A 22,848-nucleotide genomic window follows, 5' to 3' on the forward strand; every position below is an offset into this window, starting at 1 on the left:
ATGGACTGCGAGCGAAGCGACCACCCGGCGCATGAGTCCATGCCAGCATGGACCCTACGACAAGTGTGTTGCCTGACTTATCGGGAGTGGCTCATGAAGAAGGTATACATAGCCTGGGTAGCGCTGGGGCCAGCGGGATCGGTATAGGAGCCAGAACTACTGCCGCCCGACCAGGCATGGCTCATGCCATTGATGGTCCAGTACTCTTCGATCTCCTGCCCGCTGGAGTTGTTCCAGCGCCGGATGGTGTAGGAGTGACCGCCGGAGACCTGGCCATTAGTGGTACTGGAGGGAGAGGAGAAGCTGGCGTTGTAAGAGCCGCCGGAGGCGTCGTAGTCTGTCCGCATCCATTGTTGAACAGCCTGATTGCCATTGATGGGGTTAACGACGGTATCAGCGGTGCCATGGAAGACAATGACGGGGACCACGTGGGCGTAGTTGCCCATAGTATTGTAGGCAGCATCCCCCTGGCTGGTTGGATTGGGTCCACCGTAGAGTTGAGCGTAGGCCGCGCCATAGGCATTGGTGGTGGCCTGGTACTCAAGCCCGGAATGGATGCCGATGGCCGCATAGAGGTCAGGATAGGTCGCGCCCATATTGGAGGCCATAGCCGCGCCCGCCGACATGCCAGCGAGATAGACGTGATGAGTATCAATTCTCCAATCGCTGGTATCTTGCTCCACAGCCTGCGTGATGCCGCCAATAATCCCAGCCTCGCCACTATTGCGGTATTGATTGACGGAGAGGAACCAGTTCCAGCAGAGCGAGGCGTTATTGATGTATTGCTCCTGCGGATAGACGACGATAAACTGGTGCTGGTCTGCCAGCTGGTTCATCTGGGTTCCCGCCGCGAAATCCTGTGACGTCTGCGTGCAGCCATGCAGCATGACAATCATAGGAACTGAAGTGCCTGGCTGATAGTTAGCTGGAGTATAGACATAGTAGTTGCGGCTGCCTTGAAAGGCGTTGGAGTAGGTGTAGAGGTGCCATATGCCTCCACTGGCATGGGCCGTGCCTGTAGAGAGGGGAAGTAAGAGACTGAAGCTAAGCACTACAAGGCCAACCATGATCTTTGTGATCTTTGCATAATGAAACATCCGTGTTACCTCCTTCAGACACTCCTCTGTGCCTGATCGCCGGGCAGTATCCGCCCTGAGGAAAAGATCGGTTGAGCTATCCCACGAACAATACAACAAACGATATTCATGAAGCAAACATGACAAGTGAATCACTTATCATATAACAGATAGAAAAGCTCTTTGTCAAGATACACATGTGAGGGTATAGCAGAGAAAAGATTAGAAAATAGTGATTTCTCTTTCGCAGAGGAAAATTGCCTGTTTGCTGGGTTGACAATTATATATTGGGATGATAAACTACTAACAACGAAAGGAGGTGGTGTGAATAATGTATGAACCTAGTCGCTGCACAAGCAGCACATTGTTGCGCACCTCCCAGAAGAGAGGCCTGAAGCACTAGTTGCTTTCTCTTCTCGGGTGTGATGCACACTGGTAGGTTGCGTGACCTGCTTGCTTGTGCAGTTTCTATAAAACAGAGCACGGGGACCAAGAAATATGCCCTCTGCTCTGTTTTTATTTTTGGGATGTAGTGGGCCATCTAGAATGTCCTCTCTGGCAAACTTATTGCTCTTTTCACTATTCGGGGTCGCGACATTTTTACCCCATACGCACCAACTTAAGCAAGGAAGAGGCAAAAAGAAGCTCCATCTGCGATGATATCAAAGACCATTGAGATATCATTTTCAGAAGGAGCCAATGCCATGATGAGTGTATCACATGTGGAACAATGCCTGAAACACATCCTGGAAGAGAGAGCGAACCTATTGGCCCATGAGACGGGCTGTATTCAACGACAGAGAAAATTCAGCGGAGCAGATCTGCTGCAAACACTGGTCTTTGGCTGGCTGAGCCATCCCGATGCGAGTCTAGAGACGTTGGCATCGGTCGCGACGTTGCGAGAGGTCGAGGTGACAGATACAGCGATCCACAAACGCTTCACCCCCGCCTGCGCTCAGTTCCTGCATGCCATTTTAGAAGAGATGACCAGCGTGATCGTGGAGGCGGATCGGGAAGTGCCTTTGGAGTTGGTAAGCCGATTTGAGGCCATTGTGCTTGAAGACAGCAGTACTGTCGCGCTGCCCGCATGAGCTCGCGACCTGTTGGCAAGGCTGCGGTGGAGCCCCTGGAGAAGGTCATGCAGCGGTCAAGCTCCATGTGCGCTGGGAGGTAAAACGAGGAAATCTGCAAGGGCCAAAGCTCACGCACGGGCGTACCAGTGATCGCTCGAGTCCCCTCAAAGAGGAACCACTGCCTGCTGGGAGTTTATATATCGCGGACCTGGGATACCTGGATTGGGGAAGCATTGCAACTCGACGAGCGGCAGGCAGTTACACGCTCACCCGTGCCCAAGCCAGAACTATGTATTGGACCCCAGAGGGCAAGCCATTGCAGTTGGATCCCTTGCTTCCGCAGCGGGTGGGACAGACCAAAGAGCTCTGGGTCCGGGTAGGAGATCAGCACCGCTATCTGATGCGTCTACTCATCATCCGGGTTCCCGAAGAAGTGGCACAGCGGCGACGCGCTGATTTGGAAGCGGAGGCTCTGCGGCGAAACCAACCAATCCGGCAGAGAGCCTGGGAGCTCGCAGATTGGACCATTCTGCTGACCGATGTTCCTGCTCACCTGCTCAGTTTGCAGGAAGCCCTTGTGCTCATGCGGGAACGATGGCAAATGGAGATACTCTACAAGTTATGGAAGCAATACGGACAGATTGATGAATGGCAAACGACCAATCAATGGCGAATCCTCTGTGAACTGTATGCGAAGCTCATTGGACTGCTGCTGCAACACTGGCTCATTCTCCTGTTTGCCTGGCACGATGAGCAGCGTAGTTTGGTCAAACTGGCACAGGTCGTCCGTGATACCGCCTGTTCTCTCCTCGAAGCGCTGGCTGGCAACCACTCATTTGGTGCTGCCCTCCAAAGCATCCAACGTCGTATGCGTTCAGGATGTCAAATGAACAAACGCAGAAAGCATCCCAATTCCGCCCAGCTTCTCCAGCGCCGCTCGACCAACTGGGCCCTTAGTCCTTAAGTTGGTGCGTATGGGGTCGCGACATTTTTACCCCCAAAAATCCCCGTTAAGGATTGGCAAGACTGATAAAAGCCTTCTGTTTTCCCTCTAAACTTTGAGAAAGTGGCCCTCCTTTCCCATCCAGTGCTGTTTCATTGACAGGTCACTAATGAAGGGCCAGAAGTGGTCCAGGGAACTGTGGCCGACTAAAGCTGTGCGGTGCGTGTCAAAAATCGTTGGTTTGCTGCAACAAGTGGTCTCTCAAGGAGCCTTTTGTGACATCCTTCATAGCCTGAACGGAGATTCTCCTAAGATACTTCTCCTATTCCTGGTGCGGGCGAAGTTGGAGGAGAAAACTCCTCTGGTGCCCGCTGCTCTCGGAGAATCGGATGCAAGTTTGTTCTCATTTCTTGGGAGGAGAGAGCATGGCGACAGAAATTTTGAGAAAGCAGGTATGGACGCTATGAGCACCGATCTTCCTCCAATGAATATGTGTTGCAGAAAAGACGGAAGATCGGTTGGTCTGATGAGTGAACGTGACAAAGAGAGGAAAGAGTATGGCGAACCAGGAACATCTTGAGCGGTTTCAGGAGGGCGTGATCGTCTCACCAGAAGAAGCAGGAGCAGAAGTCAGGCGACTCCTGGAAGACAATCTTCCCTCAAGATCGTTTTTTGAGCCCTATCGGCCGCTTCGTCACTGGTTTTTGAGACCTGACGAGAGTGGAAATATCCACGGAATCTCTCATGAAGCCAGAGTCCTGATCTGGCAAGAGATCCTCGCACGGCTGCTCATCAAAGAGGGGGTGAGTTTGGATCAAGAGGCATTACGGTGGGCTGCGGCAACACATGACACCCAGCGCCTTGCGGACGGCACGGATTTTCCCCATGGAGAGAGAGCCGCAGCCTGGGTGCAACGGGTCTTCAAGCATCGTCTCCCTGCACCTACTCTGGAGAGGGTCATGTATCTCAATACCTGGCATGTACCTCCCGATAGCTGGGCACCAACCATGATGACTGAGTTAGCCGTTTTTAAAGATGCTGACAGTCTGGATCGAGTGCGGCTCTATGATCTGGACCCACAGTTTCTGCGTTGGGACTCCTCAAAAACCCTCTTACAGTATCTGGCAGATGCTCTCTTTGAGGGCAGTGAGCGCAAACAGCAGCGAGAAGGATGGGATGTGTTTGATGCTGTTATCGAGACAGCAGTAGAACTCGGTTTAGTCATAGCTCAGTAGCCCAAACACCTGACAGAGGAGGAGAGAGTTCATGCCAAAGAAAATGGAGGTTTTTGCATCACCCCCCGAAACGGTGTACTTGACCGAACGCTAGGCTACCCGTAAAATAAGACAGAGGCAAAATGGTCGTAACGCGCAAAGGAACGGCACTGATTGCAAGAAGAGCAGAGCAGAGTCAAGCGCGCCTGGCTCATCCCAATGTGAGGATGTTTCCTCGTAACCACTGTTCAGCATTGGAGCAAGGCGCATGAATCCCGCCCAATTTGGAAGCAATTGTTGCCAAATGCCTTGTGTATCCCGCAGGCAAGGCGGGCGCGAGTTGTCGTACAGGCTTTCGATAGCCTGTCTGAAGGGAACAAAATGCCCGACATGGACCCAATTGGCCCTCGGATGATCACCATGGTTCTGTTCTGCCAGCATGCAGCCCACAGGGTCGCACTGGCTCTCTGGAGGACGTTAGAGCGCGGGCTGGCACAAGTACTCCATCTGGTTCCGGGACAAAAGCGGAGGGAGTTGGCTGCCCTGCGCACCCGCGTAGCAGATCAGGAGCAACGCGAGCGAGAGGCGGAAGTTCGCGCCAGGCAGCACGAGATTGAAGTCCAGATTGTCTTGGAATCCATGCTCACCCACGATATACGCAACGAGATGGAAGCAAGCAAACAATGAGAAGATTGAGGACATTTCTGTGAGCGGGAAGAACGGAAAAGTGGAGTGGAAATGGCGATAGATAGACGTTGATGGATATGAAAGAGAGACCAAGCAAGAAGATATCCAGAAAAAAGAAGCAAGCGACGTACCCGAGCGTTTATGCGGCAGTCAGCACATCAAAGTCGAAAGACTGGGCAAACGCCACTGGGAGACCATGAATGGTAACCTCAAGTGGAGAGGCGGTGGGTGGGCGAGCATTGCGAGCGAGACGTTGACTCCAACTGAGCCGCCAATGTGCGCGATGGGCTCTGGTTTGCACATCTTGTGGCTCAGAACCCACTATGGCGACGTGCTGAACTGGGCCAAAGGCGAGCAGAACGGTTTGCATGCGAAGCAAATGGAACCATCGTCGCCGTATCTGACAACGCAGCCAATCTCCCCAAAGGACGGGATGAGAAGGTGCGGGTTCGTCGGGAGCGTGCTCTTCGTGTGGAGGCTGATCAGGTGCGGGTGTATCGGGCGAGAAGGCGGTGGGAGAGAGTCGTCGGAACACAGCGCTCACCCGTCGCGGTTTGATCGTGGTGGTGCCGCTTTCTTGACACTGTACACGCAGAGGGCAAGGGCGGCAATGGCACAAACGAGCAGCATACAGCACGCGCAGAGAGCCATTTGGTTCCAGTCTTCGCTCTTGCGCGTACAAGGGGCGATCTGCCGGACAGCGCAAGGTTCCATCTGGCTGCAGAGAAAAATCTGCCCCGGCAAATCCTTTGGTGTAGGATCGGCGTGCCCACTCGGGAGGTCCATACAAGACGGGCTCGGTAGTTTGAGCAGGTTCGGTAGTTTGAGCAGGCTCGGTAGCTTGAGCAGGCTCGGTAGCTTGAGCAGGCTCACTCATCTGAGAATAGGACAAATCTGTCAAGCGCATGGTGGTAGGAGACAGGTGCTGCCCGAACTCCAATCGCATATTCCAGAGCCATTGGCTGACGATTTGCCAGACCTCTTGTCCGCAGGGAGTATGAGAAACCCAGCGATCCGGGTTTTGCTCCAAGTCTTCGTCGGCAAGCACCGTCTCAAAGGACCCTCGATGTAAGTAGAGATCAAGCACATCTGCGGGAGTGAATGCATTGGGTGGGACTGTGGTGAAGAATTGCTCGTAGACCATCCCGTTGCGCGTCTCACCAATGGGAGGTGGGGAGGCGCTCACTGGATAAGCAGCCAAAACCATACGTACCACTGGTCCCGTCGCAGTGAGTGCGATATTGAGGCAATCAAAGAGCGCACGGCAGGTCCCTGATTCAGGGTGTCTCGTCTGCTGATCTGGCGGCTGTCGTAAACGGGCCTGGACGGCAGGCAGATCCAGCAGATGGTAGTCCTTCCCACGTACAACAACCCCCGGCCCCTGCCGGGCGAGGAGATCGGCAAAAGGGGCGGCATTGCCGTACAAGCCGTCCAGCCGGAGCAAGACGTGGGAGAGGGGCAGGTTGAGCGCTGCGGCATACGCCGTAACTACCTCTCGCGCACGCAGCAATTCCCCCCTGTAATCCCCATTGCCTGCATTGCCAAAGGTCCCAAGCCACTGATGGGTATGGGCTTGCAAAATGGTGGTTCGCGTCCGCACGACTTCTCCACGCTTGCGGCCTTGATAGCCTGGAGCACAAACAGCGTCAAAGCGGCGATGAGAGGCAGGCAACTCCGGTGCCTGCGGAAGCGCACGTTGTCTGGCTACCTGCCTGGTTCCATCAACATCCATCACGGTCCAATGGTTTCCCAGACGGTCCCACACGCCTCCAGGTGGAGAACCAAACGGAGATCGTGCCACGAGATCTTCCTCAAAGAGCGTTCGCAGCGCTTCCACTGCTGGTTGATCAAGGGCTGCAAGAAAGCGAGAGAGGGTCGCAGGATGAGGCAAGTTTGCTCTGCCAAAAAGCGCCATGAACGCTTCTGCAAACGGAGCAACTCGCTCCGAAAACGCCAGGATGGTTGGTTCTCCGCTCACTGCGTAGCCGATGAGCATCACGAGAAAATCAATCACTTCGTAGTTCCCCATGCGAGCACGCGCAAAGCGCACCCGCTCCTCAATGGCTTTGAGAAGGCCCAACTGCGTGAACACATAAGCCACGACCGCCACTTCGCCCAGCCACGAGGGGGTGGATGGAACGGAGGTGGGAGCTATTTGGACATGAACGGGAGGATGTGTCATACTTTTGCTGTGTCTTCTTTCTAGAGAAAAGGGATATTTAACGGTTTTTCTCTAGAAAGAAGACACATTTCTGGTGTCTTTTGCCAGTTTTTAGACGATTTACCCCCTTCGAGCCTTGCTATGCCACCTTGTTGCGTATGTCGTGGGCCCGTGATTTACAAGAGCCAAAAGATAGGCCAATTGTCTCTCTTGCCAGATCGGCCGTTCGCATTGCTCTTTTTGTCCGGGGGAGTACACTCGAATAGAAGGCATGCTCATTGAGGAGGAATAGAACGCTTCTGTGTTTGAGCAGAAAGATTGAGCCCGCAAGTTTGGAAAGAATAGGACGATGAGAGAATCGCAGGAAGAGTTGTTTTACCTGTCCAGTAAACAGTGAGGAACAAGACGTTCTCTCAGTTGAGCACGAGGGAGTTTCCCATCCATGCAAACACTGCACTTTGATACGCTGATCATTGGTTTCGGCAAAGGTGGCAGGACGCTTGCCGCCTTCCTGGGGAACAAAGGACAGAACGTGGCCGTCGTGGAAAAGTCGAAGGAGATGTATGGAGGAACCTGCATCAATATCGCTTGTATCCCTACCAAGTCGCTCGTCCTGTCTGCTGAACATGCCACCAGCCATCATCCCAACACGTATGAAGAGAAGCAGACCTACTACAGGAAGGCGATCGAGGAGAAGCAGCGACTGGTTACCACGTTGCGACAAAAGAGTTACGACAAGCTGCATACCAATCCTCATATCCGTGTCATTGATGGTCTTGCCAGTTTCATTGCTCCGCACGAGGTACAGGTCGTCCTGAGTGACACTCAGGATGTGTTTCAGATACGGGCCGAGAAGATTATCATCAGTACAGGCACAGAGCCTTCTATTCCCCAGATTCCGGGTCTGGAGCAGAGCCGACACGTCTACAATAGTACGACGTTGATGGAATTAAAGCAATTGCCCCGTCACCTGATCGTGATTGGCAGTAGCTACGTCGGTCTGGAGTTCGCCTCTATTTACCGGGCCTTTGGCGCTGAAGTCACCGTCTTAGAACAGCAAGGCGTCTTTCTGCCCGCACAGGATCGCGACATTGCGGCAGCCGTTTACCAGACGATGCAGAACCAGGGGATCACCTTCCACCTTCACGCGAAAGTCCAACAGATTCAAGATGAGGCCAATCAAACCGCTGTTGCATTTATGGACGAACAGGGACAGACCCACACGCTGGTTGGAGAAGCCGTCCTGGTCGCAACGGGGCGCGCAGCCGTGACAGCGGAGCTCCACCTGGAAAAGGTCGGTGTGGAAACCAATGAGCGTGGCTTTGTGAAGGTCGATGAGTATCTGCGGTCCACAGTCCCCAACATCTGGGCCGTTGGAGACGTCAATGGGGGACCGCAATTCACCTATATCTCACTGGACGATTTTCGGATTATCCGCGATCAACTGAATGGAGGGGGAAAACATTCCACACGCACCCGCCAGCACGTGCCGTATTCCATCTTCATCTCGCCTCCACTCTCCCGCGTCGGACTCTCAGAAGCAGAGGCCATCCGTCAGGGATATGAGATCAAAGTGGCCAAACTTCCGGCAGCTGCCAATACGCGGGTGCAGATGATGCGAGAGCCTGCGGGACTGTTGAAGGCGATCGTGGATGCTCGTACTCAGAAGATTCTTGGTTGTACGCTCTACAGTGCTGAGTCCAATGAGGTCATCAATACGGTCGCGATGGCCATGCATGCGGATATGGACTATCAGGTACTGCGTGATAACATCTTCACGCATCCAAGCGTCTCCGAAGTCTTGAATGACCTCTTTGGTCTCATTTCATAGCCAATCGCCTCTGCTCTCTCCACGCAAGCAGGCGGTCTGAACGATATTCTTTCGAAAAGGGCGATCTCTGGTGATCGCCCTTATGCTGAAAGATCAACAACAGATGGTATTAATCGCGGAAGCAGGCCAAGTGAAAAGAACGCGCGGCAGGTTTACCATCCGGATCGAAAGTATGGACCTGCATCTGGTTCGGGTCCTTTGCCAAGCCAACAGTAATCAGACCCGGCAGGACTGCTTCGTCGGTTGCACTACCAATCGTTGCAGCGAAGTTTGTCTTTACCTTGCCTTGCCCACGCGATGCGCAACGAGGTTGTTGAAGAGCTAATCTCTCATGGGGTAGGCGAGAACCGCGCGGAACCGAACACCTCGTTCCCGAAAGATGGTAGAAACGGAGGTGTGGGAGGCAAAAAGAGCAGAAGATGAGAGAAATCGAGGCCCCTCCAGGAAAAAAGGCCATGAGGCTGCACTCGGAGAAGCAAGCCAGTCCGAGGAGAGGGAATCCCAAGGCACAAGATGCGCCGTGTTAAGCCGCCGCCAGTCCGAGCGAGGTGGCAAAGTCTTCTGGGACGCCGAACAGTTGGATCGTCACCCGGCCAGCCGATGGAGAGCGCGCGTTGCGAGCCAGCCGTTCTGCCCACGAAAGCCGATAATGAGCACGCAAAGCTCTGGAAAGGGGCACAGGCTGAATGGCGGGGCTGGGAGAGGTGGCAGACTCGACCTCGATCTTGACACATTGATGGGCGCACCAACTGGATGCACGCTCGTCGATGCTGCCGTCGGCTCCAGTCAAACCAGAGCACGGGCTCAGACCCAACGGCCAATGGATGCAGGAGCACACTCACCTGGCGCGGCTTTTTGGTGGTGCTGCCCTGCCATTGGCACTGCTCGCGCAGTGGACAGGGGCGGCAACTGCGGATGCTGGCTGCATAGACCACCCGCAGGCTGCCATCAGCTTCTCGACGCCGCTCATGGGCAGTAAGCGCCTGCCCTGCTGGGCATTGGAGCGCCCCATCGGGCTGGAGAGGAAAGTCTTGTCCCGAGAAGCGACCCTCTTTCCAGAGGGTGGCAGTGGTAGGTGGACCATACCCAGACGCAGGCGGGGTGGCAGCCTGCTCGGTGACAGGTGGGATGGCAGGAGCAAATTCGGTAATGCGTATGGGAGTCGGCTCTAGCTGATGCCCCAATTCCAGACGCAGGTTCCATACCCATTGTGACACCAGTTGCCAGCACTCCTGCCCCCAGGCCGCGTGAGAGCACCAGCGATCTGGGTCGATCTCCTGATCTTCATCCGCAAGTGTAGGCTCAAAGGCCCCCCGATGCAGATAAAGCTCAACAACGTCAGAAGCGGTAAACGCTCGCTGCGGGAGGTGAGTGAAAAAGAGTTCGTAGACGACGCCCGCACGCGTGACACCAACTGGGCTCTTCTTTCGGCCCTCGGGATGAGTTGCCACGACCACGCGGCACCGCACGCCCTCGGACCCCACTGGCACCGACTCGCAGTCGTAGAGGCTGCGCACGATCTGACTTTCCGGACGCTGTTGGGACTGATCTGGGGGGAGATGCAGGCGCGCCTGAACGAGCGGATGATCGAGTACCGTGTAGTCTTTGCCGCGGGTCACAAAGACGAAACCAGCCAGGTCAGCCAGCACGGCCCCGGTGCCATATTGTCCATCGAGCCGGAGCAGGGCGCGCTCCGACGGAAGCTGGTGTGCCGTGAGGTAGCGCGTGATGGCTGAGAGGCCCTGACGCAGTTCCTCTCGGTAGCGACCGTTGCCCCGGTTGCCAAATGAGCTGAGCCACTGGAAACTGTGAGCTTGGCTGATGACGGTCCGGGTTCGCACCACTTGCCCACGCTTGCGTCCCCGGTAGCCAGGGGCACAGACCTCATCCAACCGACGAAAGGCCGGGGGCAGATCTTCGGTCTGGGGCAAGGCGCGTTGGCGGGCCGCCTCTCGTGTGCCATCGAGATCAAAGACGACCCATTTGCGGCCCTCTCGATCCACCAGCCCCCCGGTTTGCTTTTCGGGCGAAAGCGGGCGACTGAGGAGATCATCGAGAAAGAGCGTGCGCAGGGCTTCGATGGGTGCCTCAGTCAGCGCCGCTAAAAAGCGCGAAAGTGCCGAGCGGGAAGGGAGCCGGTCACGCTCAAACAAGGCCATGAACGATACTGCAAAGGGCTGCAGTCTCTGGTAGAAGGCTTCCAGCGTGCATTCTCCGCTGATGGCATAGCCAAAGAGCACCGCAAGAAAGTCGATTGCCTCGTAGCGCCCGAAACGCCGCCGTGCAAAGCGCACATGCTCACCAATCTTGGCCAGGACACCGTGCTTGTGAAGATACTTGATGAGCAGCGTGACTTCGCCAAACCAGGATGGGGTTGAAGGGACGGGCTCGGAAGAGGTCTGGATGATCACTGATCCATCGGCGATACTGGTCATATGTGCCTCCTTGAGAAAAGGTGTTGCGTTTTTCCTTTCTCAAAAAGGCACATTTTATGCTGGCTCGCTACTTTTTAGCAGCTCGTTGCGCATCGCGTGGGATGCTCAGCGATCCACAAGAATGGCGGACTCAACTGGAGGTCAAAGCAAGGGAAATCCGGCAGCACATTTGGGAAGCCCGACAGTTCTTGATGAACCCCACGCTCTCTCTTCCTGGGAGAGCGCAAACAGAGGGCTTGATCAAGGAGATGGAGCGGAGCGTCAGTGACTTTGAATCGCGCCTCCGGCTCTCTCAGGAAGCGAGAGCACAAGTGGAGGCCCGCACCAGGGAGGCGGAGAGCAAAGCCAAACACGACTCTTCCTCGTTCTGAATCGCCCCTCGTGGCTGGTGATACAGGGGACCTCCACCAGTTGGAGGCCCTGCATCACCAGCCACATAACGAACGTGAAAGGGCCTATGAAGGGGATTTGCAACTCCCCCGAAACGGTGCACTTGGGGGATTGCAAGGATGACGACAAAAAGGACCATTCGACATAATACTCATCTATGAGCGCTCCTTATCGCACCTAATGCGGAAAAAGAGAACATTTTCACCACTGCTTCACGTGCTGTTTTCGTGTTCCGCTGGCTCATTACCGCACATAATGCGCAGTTAGGTGCGGTGACGACAACAATACGAGGATGTTTCTGTCAAATGGCCCAGTTTAGTCGGATGCACCGTTCCGGGGGGTCATGCAAAAAGCCCTATAATAACCCGGCAGAGGATTGAACAGATAAAGAGCTACTGAGAAGTATTTATTGATGAGCTTTTTCAAAAGCGTCGTTTCTTGGAACAGAGGCGAGATCGTATGAGTTACTCTAAACAGCCCTTTACCTGGAAGAATTTCATCGAATAGTCGAGGCGCATCCAGATTGCGACTTTACGTATGGCAATGGGAAGATCTGGCTGATGACAGGCTATACCAACGACCATCAGACTCATAGGGCAGTGAGGAGCAATATTGCCAGCTCTCTCAAGCGCATCAATCGTGAGAAGTACCAGGATGCTATTCTCAAAGCGTATGATGAAAAGCACTATGATGTGATGTATACCATGATAGCTGAGAGAGATGCCTATGATCTGTTTGTTTTCAACAACAAAAGCTATAAAAATCCGTATGGACTCAATGGTCCAGAAAAACCACTCTTTTATATCCCGGATGTCGTTATGACCCCCAGAGACCCCGATGACTGGGAGATGAGAGTGAGCGATTCAACGTTTGAGGAAGCGACGCTGCTGGTAGACATCTTCTGCGAAACAGGGGAGAGGTCGAAAAAACAGGACAAACTGGGAGTCTACCAGAACTCCCAACGCTATCGAAACCTCCAGGAGATCCTGATCGTTGACCCGCATCGTACGTTTCTTGAGCACTTTCGTTGGGAAGATGCCAATCAGTAGGAATGGTTCTCTTACACGCGGGATGAGCAGATCATAGAACTGAGGAGCATTCAGATCCACCTTCCGGTACGCGATATCTATCAGCAGGTTCCTCTGGCCTGATCCGGCCTTGTACCCGTTCACCCATGTGCGAAGGCTGTGTGGGTTCGTCTTGAGGCAGAGTAAAGGTACAAACGTATCGTATCCAGCCGTACTGTTCCCGGTTTGAGCTACATTGAACCTTGCCTGCTCAACCATCTCGAAATCGTCCAATTAATTAAAAACAATCGGCTAGCGGCAATTAAGCAAGTGGAAGTATCTATTGTTGATATTGACAAAAATCAAAGTGGGCTGACTCGAAACGTCGGACGAGTAGAGATAGAAATTGAAGAAGCAAAAGCAAAAAACGATCTGGCAACTCTTAAGATCAAAGAGAAACGACGGGAACTGCTAGAACAAGAGATAGAAACCCTTGAGATGGAAAGACGCCGCTTAGCCCAAACAAAAGCGCAACTCGAAGAAGATTTAGAAAACGATATCGGTAGCCTTGATGAAGAAATGATAAAGCTCCGGCAAGGCTGGAATGACTACAACTTCAAGAAACGCCGTAGTTTATTAAACTTTGCGGTTGTCAAAGTCAGTACCCTACGGCTAAAGCCGAGGGCTTGGAGTTGTGTCTGAACTCCACCGCAATTCAGCATACCTTTTCAGGCGTGCTGCTTTGGCTTCATCGTCCGACACATCAGGGCGTACTGACAAGAGGCCCGTTCCTATCCAGTCTTGCCGGATAAGAAGCGTTCGCATCGCAATGTTTCTTGCACCAACCAGATCGGCATGGAGCGTGTACTGACAATTCTGACAGACAAAGAGCAAGCCCTTGTGTGGACGATTCTCTTTGCAGGTATGCCCACATTTGGGGCAGGCCTGCGAGGTGTAGTTGGCATCCACCTTGATCGCCATACTTTGATGCAAGGGCGCTTTATAAGCGATCATACTGTGCAACTCTGCAAAGGACCATTTGGAAAAGGCACGATTGGCTTTGCGCTGTTTTGCACTGGCTCGCTTGCCTTTCCGTCGTTTGGTCTGCTCGCGAATATCTGTCAGATGCTCCAGTCCAATCAAGCTTTGAGGATATTGCTTCACAACCCGTTTACTCACGACATGATTGGCGTTTGCTTTCAACCGTCTCTCTCGTCCACTGATGGCAACGAGCCTTCTCGTCGCGGAACGAGTGCCTTTCTTTTGCAGACGCTTTCTCAGTCGTGCAGAGTGATGGGATCTAGCAACAATGGAGGTGTCAGCATGGAAGGTGCAATCGCCTTGCATCGTCGCCGTGACGGCAAGGTATCGCATCCCCACATCCACGCCAACGACCTGCTTGTGCGTTTCGGGGGTAGGATCAGCCGTCTCCACTTCCAGGGAGACAAGGAGGTAAAACTGCTTCTTGGCTTTGTCATACCAGAGTTTCGATGCACCAATCTCCGTACCACGCTGGATCAATGCCACATGCTTATTGTAGCCAGTATAGGGCACAACGATACGTCCATCGAGCGTGAGAAGACTCACGTGCTGCTCTTTCTTGAACGTGTAGTCTTTCTTATACTGGTAGGTCAACGTGGGAGAGAGAAACGTAGGAGCCTGATCAAGCCCTTTATACCGTTTCTTGGTGAGACCTGCCTTACGATGAGCAGCATTGTTCTTCACCTTTGTCCATAAGCCTTTATAGGTGGCACCAACTTGGCGAGGAACAGAACAGGCCATTTGCGAAGGCAGATGAAAACGGAGACGGATCTCTTCGTAGGTGGCATCTTGCAAACGAAGAGCATTACTCAATTTGCCATTCGCAAAGGCGTACTGGCTCACATAGTTGAGTGAATCACGATACGCCAGTTGCGTTGTGCGTAATGCCTTGAATTGCTCGGGCATTGTATTCAATTTAAGTTTCGCTGTTAATACCGTTTTCATACTCTGAATTGTACCATAGTTTTCATCTGACTGTCAACAATACATGAGTAGATGAAAGCATGTCTACGGCATATTCCACCCAAGCCACCTCCAAAGGAACGCCGCATTCCTCCCCATGCCTGAAAGGGCAGAGGCATCCTGCGGCGTTTTCGGTGAAAGTAAACAAGATGTCAACGCACTGGATGGAACTAACAGTAACGTGGCTTGATGAAGAGTGGGGAACAGAGAGAATGTATTTTCGGCGCAAGTATGGTAGCCCAAGAGAACGGACTGATGAGGAAAAGACTGTGCTTTCAGAGCATTATGCAACCATGCCCACCCTTGAGCTCATGCGTTTAGTGCCTGACCGTTCGTTGTGGTCTATTCGTACGTTTGCTAGGCAAAATCTACAGTTTGAAAGGCGACGATCACTACAACGAAACGGAGCACTTAGCCCCAATGTTTCCTACAATGATATGCAGTTTGCTCAAAGTAAAGGCATTCCTGTCAATGAGAAATACACCAATTGGGAAGCGCTGTCAATATCGCTATGATTACCAGTACTTTCCCTGGTAACAAGCGGGGACTGGCCCTGGGGCTGAACGCGGTTGTGGTCTCGCTGGGAGTCGCCCTGGGGCCTACCCTTGGGGGCATTATTACGCAGTACCTGACCTGGCGCTGGATCTTCTATGTCAATGTTCCCGTTAGCCTGCTCATTATCCTTGCTGGCTGGCGCTTTTTTTATGAGCCACACTCCGAGAGCAAGCGACACGAGCGTTTCGATCCCCTGGGCGCACTGGTACTGGCTATCGCTCTTGCTTCACTGACCCTGGGCCTCTCCTTCGGCCAGGAGTGGGGCTGGACCTCTACCGCTACCTTTCTCGCCTTTGGCACAGGGATTATCATGCTGGGCCTGGCTATCCTGGTCGAGTCACACGTGGCTCATCCCATCTTAAACCTGGAACTGCTGACCAATCGCACTTTTGTCTTCGCCAACATTAGCTTTATGCTCTGTATGATGGCCCTCTTCGCGCCTGGCTTCCTGCTCCCCTCTTACTTTGAGCAATTGCGCGGCTTCTCGACGATCCAGACTGGCCTCTTACTTACGCCACTGCCACTCACCTTCGCCTTCGCGGCTCCCCTCAGTGGCACACTGGCAGACCGCCTGGAGTCACGCTGGCTCTCGCCCATTGGCCTGACTATCGCCTGCTTTGGCCTCTTCTTGCTCAGCCAGATAAGCGCGCAGAGTTCCCTCTGGGATATTCTCTGGCGCCTCGCCGTGACCGGCATTGGCCAGGGCATCTTTCAGTCACCTAACACACGCACTATGATGGGCGCGGCTCCCCTCCACGCGCAGGGTGAGGCATCAGGCCTGCTGGCGACTGCACGCGTGATCGGCCAGAGCCTGAGCGTTGCCCTGACCGGCACGGTCTTTGCCGCCCTGGGTGGTACGCTCGCGGGCACACTGCTCTCCTCGCCCCAGGCCCACAACTTCTCGCCAGCCCATATCGAGGCCCTACAACACACCTTTGAGCAGGGCTTTCACGCAGCCTTCCTCGTTTGCGCTGGTTGCGCCGCCATCGGCATCTTCACAGCCCTTGCTCGTGGCAACTATACCGCCAGGTGAGTTCATAAAGACAGAAGCGGGGGGGCTAGCCCTCCCGCTTCTGTCTTTATGAACTCACCTACAAATTGCGCAGCTTGGGCAACACATCGCGGGCGTAGCTCTCGATAAAGGCGAGCTGGTCCGGGCCACCAGAGTGGAAGATGATGTGATCAAAACCCAGTTCAATGTACTGTTTGACAAACTTCACGTGGTCCTCGGGATTGGAGGAGAAACAACCCATCTTCTTGAGCGTATCCGCGCCAACCACCTCGCCATTCTCCTGCGACATCTTCGGCGTGTAGATCTTCTGATCGAAGAGTGCAGGGACATGCGCGCCCGCCCAGTATTTCAAGCGCGACTGAATCTCCGCCTCGGGATTGTTGGAATAGCCTACTGTTAGCTCAAGCCAGCGCGGCATACGCTTGGGATCTTTTCCCGCCTCGCGAGCGCTCTCTTCAAAGCTTTTGATGATCTCCTGGTAGATCTCCATCTGCTTGCCACCTACGGACCAGAGACCATCGCCATATTTGCCCGCGAATTGCGCGCTATGGGACACCAGGGCCGAGACGATAATGGGAATTGGGCTGGTCGGCGGCGTGTACAGCCTGGCCTTATTTGTGTGATAGTATTTGCCTTTATAGGTTACAGGCTCGCCGGTCCAGAGAGCGCGGATCAATTCGATGGCCTCGGCCAGGCGGTCGCGACGTTCCGCGTACTCGGGCCACTGCCCGGTCGCGGCGAACTCATTCAGCGCCTCGCCAGTGCCTACACCAAGCGCGAAACGCCTGGGGCGAAATGGGTGACGGTGGCGGAGGCCTGGGCAATAATCGATGGGTGGTAGCGCAGAATGGGACAGGTCACACCTGAGCTGAGCATAATGCGCTGCGTCTGGGTCGCGACCGCGCCAAACCAGGTCCAGGTAAAGCAGGCCTGGCCCTCCTCGCTCCAGGGGTGAAAGTGATCACTGGCGTCCAACATATCAAAACCCGCTTTGTCAGCGGCGATAGCATACTTCATAAGCTCAACAGGGGGATACTGCTCCGGGCCTGCCTTCCAACCAAACTGAACCATGATGCTTCCTCTTTCCAGATAGTCTTCTTAGCACCGATAGACGCACCACAGGAGACTTCTTCTTAAAAGAGACACGAAGCAAATTTTTCTTGCGTATACACTTCTGCCATAGAAGTTTGCAATTGCACTATTTTAAAATGTTAGATCCATATAGAGGTTGAGTTTCTATCAGCATGGTCGCCTTCATCGATGTTATAATACTTCTGAAAAATACTATTGCAGCATGCAGAAAGCTAGATAGACGACGCTGCTCAAGCACGCGTTTACATATGATGGTTATATGTAGACGCGTGCTTGAGCAGCGTCGGCCCACTCACGAAAGAAGAGGTATTATTTTTCATGGCTCTAAAATTTGGCGTCTCCCTCCCTCAAGGATGGACGATGGACCTGGCAGGTATCAAAGATCCCGTTGAGGCATACGAGACAATGACCCGGGTCGCACAGACCGCCGACGAAACTGGCTTTGACTCGGTCTGGCTCGTCGATCACTTTCATACCATTCCTCGCCCCTCACAGGAGGTCACCTTTGAGTGCTGGACAAGCACAGCCGCACTGGCTCGCGATACTAAGCGCGTGCGCATTGGGCAGATGGTGACGTGCAATGGCTACCGCAATCCAGCCATCCTTGCGAAAATGGCAAGCACCGTCGATGTGCTCAGCCATGGTCGCTTGAATTTCGGCATTGGTGCGGGCTGGTATGAGCACGAGTATCGTGCCTATGGCTATGAGTATCCTGATGCCCCTGAACGTCTGCGTATGCTGCGCGAGGCGGTGCAGGTCATCAAAAATATGTGGACGCAGGAAGAGGCCATCTTTGAGGGAAAATACTACCAGGTACGCGGAGCAATTAACCAGCCCAAGGGTGTGCAGAAGCCTCATATTCCTCTGTTGATTGGAGGTGGCGGCGAGAAGGTCACGCTTAAGCTGGTCGCTCAATATGGCGATGCCTGCAATGTCGGCGGCGACATTGCGACCATTAAGCACAAATTCAACGTCATTAAAGATCACTGCGCCAATGTGGGACGTGACTATGAGAGCATTCATCGCACTACAACCACATTCTGTTCACTGGCTGAGACGGATGCTGCCGCCCTCGCCCAGGTTCCCGATTTTGTGAAGAACCAGTTCGGAGATCGCATCAATAACGCCCTTATTGGCAGTCCCGCCACCATTCGTCAGCGCCTGGCGGAATATGAAGAGGCTGGCGTCCAGGAGCTCATTATCGGCTTCCTGGATCGCACCAACCTCAATTCTATCCGTAACTTCGCCCAGGAGTTTATCTCCTAGCCTTTCTCTCCCATCGAGAACTTTCGCAGCAGAAAGAGGTATGCTGGGCGCGGCAATGACCGCGCCCAGCATACCTCTTTCTGCTGTAACAGCAATTTCAATGTAACAAGTGTGATTTTTAACAAGTTTTACATAAATTTCATACTCGCATTACCTGTGATTAAAAGTCAGATTCTATACTTCATTTGGCTAATCCAAGAGGAGCGTCTAGTGCTCCTCTTGCTAAAGCTATTTAACAACACCTTTCTTACACTCATCCATTAGCTAAGGAGATGCCGACATGATGCCATCATCATGGCAGGGAACGACCACGGTCTCTCTGCCCCCTCAGGTCAATCTCATTATCTACATCATTGTCTGGGCTATCGTTATCGCTGGTCTCTTCTTCATTTTTCAGCGTAGCCGCTCAGCCAGATTCGCCCGCTGGACAACCCAGGATATCCTTATCATCGCGATCATGGCCGTGCTGCTTGAGGTCTACGATAACCTCATCGGCGACCAGTTCATTACCCCTATCATTCAGCTTATTCCTTTCGGTCACTTGCTAGCGCTCAATGACCTGCCCTACATGTTCTTGCTCATGGTCGGCATCGCCCTGGTGCGCAAACCTGGCTGTGCTACCGCTATGGTATTTCTCAATTTCATTTTGATGCAATTGTTCTATAGTGGCTCGGGCATCAATGTGTTGATGTGGCAATATGGCTTACTGCAAGGCCTGTTTGTCGATCTCTACCTTGTAGCACGTGGTGGTCGCGTCTTCACTCGCGCCGATTGGACAGCGGTTGTGGATGGTCTGATCATGGGTGCGCTACGCGCGGTTCCCGCCGTGACCATTCAGAGCACCATCCTCAGCCCCTTCCTCCAGGGTGAGGCCAAAACGCTTGGCTACATCTTCTTCTACTCACTCTTCAACCTGGTCGGTAACGGTGTGGAGGCCGCTATCTCTGGCCCGCTAGCGGTACGCATCGCGCAGTCGGTCAATCCAGCCGCCACGCGCACTGCTGAGCAGACCGAGGCCGAAGAGGAAGAGCCTGTTGTCCCTGCTGATACTACCCTTGGGGAAGGAAGCGCATCATGAATCCAATCGCACTCCGCCGCATCGCCATCGCGGGTCTCATCTTGACACTCCTTGTCGCGATTGATGGCATCTACATGGTTGTGACTAATTACAACCCTGACGATACCAGTGGCCATATGTCACATCTTTCAGATGGGGCCACCGTCCTGATCGCTGCCGCGCTGCTACTCATCATCACTATTGTTGCCTTCGTCCTGTCACAGCGCACCCAGCCTGTACGGGTCTCGGCGCCACAGCCAGCAGCTATCACGAAAGCAGAGGGTCAAGAGTAATATTATGCCAGACGTTCATGTGAAAAATGTCTCGTTTACCTACGCGGGCTCCTCACATGCCGTCCTTCGCTCTGTCAATCTCACTATACCTGAAGGCGAGTTCGTCTTACTCGCCGGGCCATCCGGGTGCGGGAAATCCACTCTCGCACTCGCGCTGGCCGGACTCATCCCATCACGCATTGCCGGATCTTTCAAAGGACACATTTCCCTGGGAGACAAGCCAATTAGCACGATGGAGGTACACGAAGCAGCTCAACATATCGGGATCGTTTTTCAGAGTCCCGAAGAGCAACTAGTGCATCTCGATGTTGAGTCCGAGGTAGCCTTTGGGCCGGAGAATCTCGCTCTCTCCCATGATGAGATCAAAAGCAGAGTACGGACCGCGCTTGCCTACACCCATATGGAGCCACTGCGCAAATTGGAGATCTTCGCTCTCTCGGGTGGTCAGAAACAGCGCGTAGCCATTGCTGCCACGCTTGCTATGCAGTCTCATGTTCTCGTGCTTGATGAGCCGACCTCTGATCTGGACCCCGCTGGTACCCAGGAGGTTCTCAACGTCTTACGCACCCTAAACAAGCGCTACAGCTGGACGATTATCCTGATTGAGCATAAAATTGACGAGGTCATCCCCTGGGTTGACCGTGTCCTCCTCATGGACCAGGGCAAGGTCGTTGTGGACGCCCCGCCCCGCCAGGCATTCGCCGCAATGGAGCTTTGGGAGCGTCCAGGTGTGGCCATCCCCCAGATGGTACACCTGGCTCGCCAGCTTCCCGATATCTTTCCCGATGCACTCCCCCTCTCGGTCGATGAGGCTCACGGGGCCCTTCGAGGAACGCGCTATGCCCTGGCTCTTCAGCGGGAGGCCGCGCTGTTCTCACCCGAGCCTGCTTCTTTGCCTGGACCCTCCTCAGCCAGCTCGATTCTCTCCTGGGAGCAAGTAGGCCTGACCTATGGCGAGAAGACCATTCTCAGCGATATCAACCTGACGGTTCAGCCACAGGAGTGGCTGGCGCTTGTCGGCTCCAATGGCGCAGGCAAGACCTCCCTCGCCTCGCTGGCAATGGGTTTTCAGGCACCCACGCTGGGCAACGTACGTTATGAGGGCAGGCCTGTAGTCCCCGGCCAGATCTCGCGCCAGTCTCGACATATGGCCTACCTGTTCCAGGCCGCCGATAAAATGCTTTTTACGCCTACGGTGGAGAAAGAGCTGCTCTTCGGCGCGCAGAATCAGAGCAAACGTAAGAGTATCTCGCCCGCCTCCTATAGTGTGGAGCAGCTCCTGGAGATTGTGGATCTGCTGACCTATCGCCACACCAATCCCTTCCACCTGAGCTATGGGCAACGCAAGCGCCTGGCCATCGGCGCGCTCCTGGCTCGCTACCCACGCGTGCTTATCCTGGATGAGCCTACCACAGGGCAAGACGAGAAGCACGCCCGCGCCTTCTTACGATTTCTGCAACAGTTGCGTGAACAAGAGCACCTGACCTATCTGATGATTACGCATAATATGCAAGCGGTCGCCGAGTATGCCACACGCATGGTTGTGCTACACGATACACGCATCGTGATGGACGGGCCACCCGAGCAGGTCTTTGCCCACAGCGCTGAACTGGAGCAATACGGTGTCCTCTCGCCACCCATCGCGCAGTTACACGCTCGGCTATGCGAGCAGCAAGCTCAACGCGTCGCGCTCAACCTTCCCACGCTCTTACAGGCATTTCAGTCTATCGAGGCCCACCCATGATCGCGAACTTACAAAATTTCTTGCAACATTTCTTGTTTCATACACTCATTGGAGAGACATTCATTGGCTATCTGCTGATGTTTGTGGTCCCCTTGAGCCTGCCCGTCATCCTGGTGACGCTCGTGGGGGTCCAGGGGGTACGCCATCTCTTCTCCTATGAGCCACGGCCAACTTTCGTTCATTCCCTGGATCCACGCATCAAGATCCTCTATCCCCTCGTGATCGGCACCTTGAGCGTACTACTCAACTGGAACTTTGTCTACCTGCTGCTGATCTTTACCATCATCCCCTGGATTCTGGTCAAAGCCTCCTTTGTACGCGCACGTCTCGTGCTGACAATGATTCTGACGCCCGCCCTGGGCATTATCTGGTCCCAGGGTATGTTCTACGTCCCAGCCACAGGCCATATCCATTTCCTCTTTACCTTCCCTCCGACCCTCAATTGGATAGGAACGCCCGGCATCTCTACTGAAGGCTTGCTATATGGCTTGCAACAGACCGGGCGCGTCATGGTGGCGGCCTCGGCGACGCTTATCCTCCTGCTCACAACCAAACCTTCTGAGATTATCTGGGCCTTCTATAAGTTCCACATGCCCCCAGCCGTGGGACTTGCGGTCACGGTCGCGCTACGCTTCCTCCCGCAACTCATCGAGCGGACCACAGTTCTACTCCAGGTGATGCAGGTACGTGGCTATAATTTGACCAGGCCGCCCTGGTGGGAGCTATCAGCCTGGCCCGACTACATTGGGCGCGTCTGTGCCGCCCTACCAACGCTCACTGTGCCGCTCCTCATTGGCTCCCTGCGCTCAACCTCCACCATGGCTATGGTCGTTGACGCCCGCGCCTTTGGGGTTGGCAAGACCCGCGGCTCGCTTCAAGAGCACTGCCTGGCAACGAATGACTACGTGGCCATCGGCGCGCTCGCACTCGTGACTCTCATAACCCTGATCCTGATCCTCCTGCACATCGCCAACCGTCAGGCCTAGTTTCAATGGGTAGCGAATTATC

The 22,848-nt window shown here is 54.1% G+C and carries 20 protein-coding genes and 1 pseudogene; 16 read left to right on the forward strand and 5 right to left on the reverse strand.

What is annotated here, in order from left to right:
- Positions 1-77 precede the first annotated feature (77 nt).
- Positions 78-1,097: a PHB depolymerase family esterase gene (locus KTE_RS40590; protein WP_201392064.1), complete on the reverse strand. Its 1,020-nt coding sequence runs from the start codon at positions 1,095-1,097 to the stop codon at positions 78-80.
- A 683-nt stretch (positions 1,098-1,780) separates the two neighbouring features.
- On the opposite strand from KTE_RS40590, the gene KTE_RS48455 reads away from it, so the two are divergent.
- From KTE_RS48455 to KTE_RS40610, 5 genes are all read left to right on the forward strand, one after another.
- A complete protein-coding gene (locus KTE_RS48455; RefSeq protein ID WP_236600958.1) occupies positions 1,781-2,167 on the forward strand; it encodes a hypothetical protein in 387 nt (128 codons plus the stop codon).
- A complete protein-coding gene (locus KTE_RS40595) occupies positions 2,133-3,113 on the forward strand; it encodes a transposase (RefSeq protein ID WP_236600959.1) in 981 nt (326 codons plus the stop codon). The genes KTE_RS48455 and KTE_RS40595 overlap by 35 nt, the downstream gene beginning before the upstream one ends.
- Positions 3,114-3,315: 202 nt before the next feature.
- Positions 3,316-3,672 carry a hypothetical protein gene (locus tag KTE_RS40600; RefSeq protein WP_201392066.1) on the forward strand — a complete coding sequence of 119 codons (357 nt, stop codon included), beginning with the start codon at positions 3,316-3,318 and terminating at the stop codon, positions 3,670-3,672.
- Positions 3,650-4,327: a hypothetical protein gene (locus KTE_RS40605; protein WP_201392068.1), complete on the forward strand. Its 678-nt coding sequence runs from the start codon at positions 3,650-3,652 to the stop codon at positions 4,325-4,327. The genes KTE_RS40600 and KTE_RS40605 overlap by 23 nt, the downstream gene beginning before the upstream one ends.
- 360 nt (positions 4,328-4,687) lie before the next feature.
- A complete protein-coding gene (locus KTE_RS40610; protein ID WP_201392070.1) occupies positions 4,688-4,993 on the forward strand; it encodes a hypothetical protein in 306 nt (101 codons plus the stop codon).
- Positions 4,994-5,132: 139 nt separating this feature from the next.
- On the opposite strand, the gene KTE_RS40615 is transcribed toward KTE_RS40610, so the two are convergent.
- A complete protein-coding gene (locus KTE_RS40615; protein WP_201392072.1) occupies positions 5,133-7,175 on the reverse strand; it encodes a hypothetical protein in 2,043 nt (680 codons plus the stop codon).
- Positions 7,176-7,596: 421 nt separating this feature from the next.
- Between KTE_RS40615 and KTE_RS40620 the strand changes: the two genes are divergently transcribed.
- Positions 7,597-8,985 (forward strand): FAD-dependent oxidoreductase, encoded by a 1,389-nt coding sequence (locus KTE_RS40620; RefSeq protein WP_201392074.1) that lies wholly within the window; start codon positions 7,597-7,599, stop codon positions 8,983-8,985.
- Between the two features lie 329 nt (positions 8,986-9,314).
- Here KTE_RS40620 and KTE_RS40625 read toward each other — a convergent pair whose 3' ends face one another.
- Positions 9,315-11,420, reverse strand: coding sequence for a hypothetical protein (locus tag KTE_RS40625; protein ID WP_236600960.1), 2,106 nt, complete (start codon positions 11,418-11,420; stop codon positions 9,315-9,317).
- A 56-nt stretch (positions 11,421-11,476) separates the two neighbouring features.
- Here KTE_RS40625 and KTE_RS40630 point away from each other — a divergent pair, with 56 nt between their 5' ends.
- From KTE_RS40630 to KTE_RS40640, 3 genes are all read left to right on the forward strand, one after another.
- Positions 11,477-11,791, forward strand: a complete 315-nt coding sequence (locus KTE_RS40630) for a hypothetical protein (protein WP_201392076.1) — start codon at positions 11,477-11,479, stop codon at positions 11,789-11,791.
- Between the two features lie 579 nt (positions 11,792-12,370).
- Positions 12,371-12,859: a hypothetical protein gene (locus tag KTE_RS40635; protein ID WP_201392078.1), complete on the forward strand. Its 489-nt coding sequence runs from the start codon at positions 12,371-12,373 to the stop codon at positions 12,857-12,859.
- A gap of 204 nt (positions 12,860-13,063) precedes the next feature.
- The gene (locus tag KTE_RS40640) at positions 13,064-13,519 is read left to right on the forward strand and encodes a hypothetical protein (protein ID WP_201392080.1); all 456 of its coding nucleotides are present in this window, start codon (positions 13,064-13,066) and stop codon (positions 13,517-13,519) included.
- Here KTE_RS40640 and KTE_RS40645 read toward each other — a convergent pair.
- Positions 13,490-14,803, reverse strand: coding sequence for an RNA-guided endonuclease TnpB family protein (locus KTE_RS40645; protein ID WP_201392082.1), 1,314 nt, complete (start codon positions 14,801-14,803; stop codon positions 13,490-13,492). The genes KTE_RS40640 and KTE_RS40645 overlap by 30 nt on opposite strands.
- 59 nt (positions 14,804-14,862) lie before the next feature.
- Between KTE_RS40645 and KTE_RS40650 the strand changes: the two genes are divergently transcribed.
- On the forward strand, positions 14,863-15,336 hold the full coding sequence (locus KTE_RS40650; protein WP_201392084.1) for a hypothetical protein: 474 nt from the start codon (positions 14,863-14,865) through the stop codon (positions 15,334-15,336).
- Entirely contained in the window at positions 15,333-16,409 is a 1,077-nt protein-coding gene (locus KTE_RS40655) for an MFS transporter (protein WP_236600961.1), read from the forward strand. Before KTE_RS40650 ends, KTE_RS40655 begins: the two co-directional genes overlap by 4 nt.
- 58 nt (positions 16,410-16,467) lie before the next feature.
- Here KTE_RS40655 and KTE_RS40660 read toward each other — a convergent pair.
- A pseudogene (locus tag KTE_RS40660) lies at positions 16,468-17,459 on the reverse strand (TIGR03557 family F420-dependent LLM class oxidoreductase).
- A gap of 339 nt (positions 17,460-17,798) precedes the next feature.
- Between KTE_RS40660 and KTE_RS40665 the strand changes: the two are divergent.
- From KTE_RS40665 to KTE_RS40685, 5 genes are all read left to right on the forward strand, one after another.
- Positions 17,799-18,746, forward strand: a complete 948-nt coding sequence (locus KTE_RS40665) for an LLM class F420-dependent oxidoreductase (protein WP_201392086.1) — start codon at positions 17,799-17,801, stop codon at positions 18,744-18,746.
- Positions 18,747-19,026: 280 nt separating this feature from the next.
- The gene (locus tag KTE_RS40670; protein ID WP_201392088.1) at positions 19,027-19,824 is read left to right on the forward strand and encodes a hypothetical protein; all 798 of its coding nucleotides are present in this window, start codon (positions 19,027-19,029) and stop codon (positions 19,822-19,824) included.
- A complete protein-coding gene (locus tag KTE_RS40675) occupies positions 19,821-20,096 on the forward strand; it encodes a hypothetical protein (RefSeq protein WP_201392090.1) in 276 nt (91 codons plus the stop codon). The genes KTE_RS40670 and KTE_RS40675 overlap by 4 nt, the downstream gene beginning before the upstream one ends.
- Before the next feature lie 4 nt (positions 20,097-20,100).
- Positions 20,101-21,840 (forward strand): ABC transporter ATP-binding protein, encoded by a 1,740-nt coding sequence (locus KTE_RS40680; RefSeq protein WP_201392099.1) that lies wholly within the window; start codon positions 20,101-20,103, stop codon positions 21,838-21,840.
- Complete coding sequence (locus KTE_RS40685) at positions 21,837-22,826, forward strand: energy-coupling factor transporter transmembrane protein EcfT (RefSeq protein ID WP_201392101.1); 990 nt, start codon at positions 21,837-21,839, stop codon at positions 22,824-22,826. The genes KTE_RS40680 and KTE_RS40685 overlap by 4 nt, the downstream gene beginning before the upstream one ends.
- Positions 22,827-22,848 lie beyond the last annotated feature (22 nt).

Source organism: Ktedonobacter sp. SOSP1-85 (genome assembly GCF_016587415.1).
Taxonomy (GTDB): Bacteria; Chloroflexota; Ktedonobacteria; order Ktedonobacterales; family Ktedonobacteraceae; genus Ktedonobacter.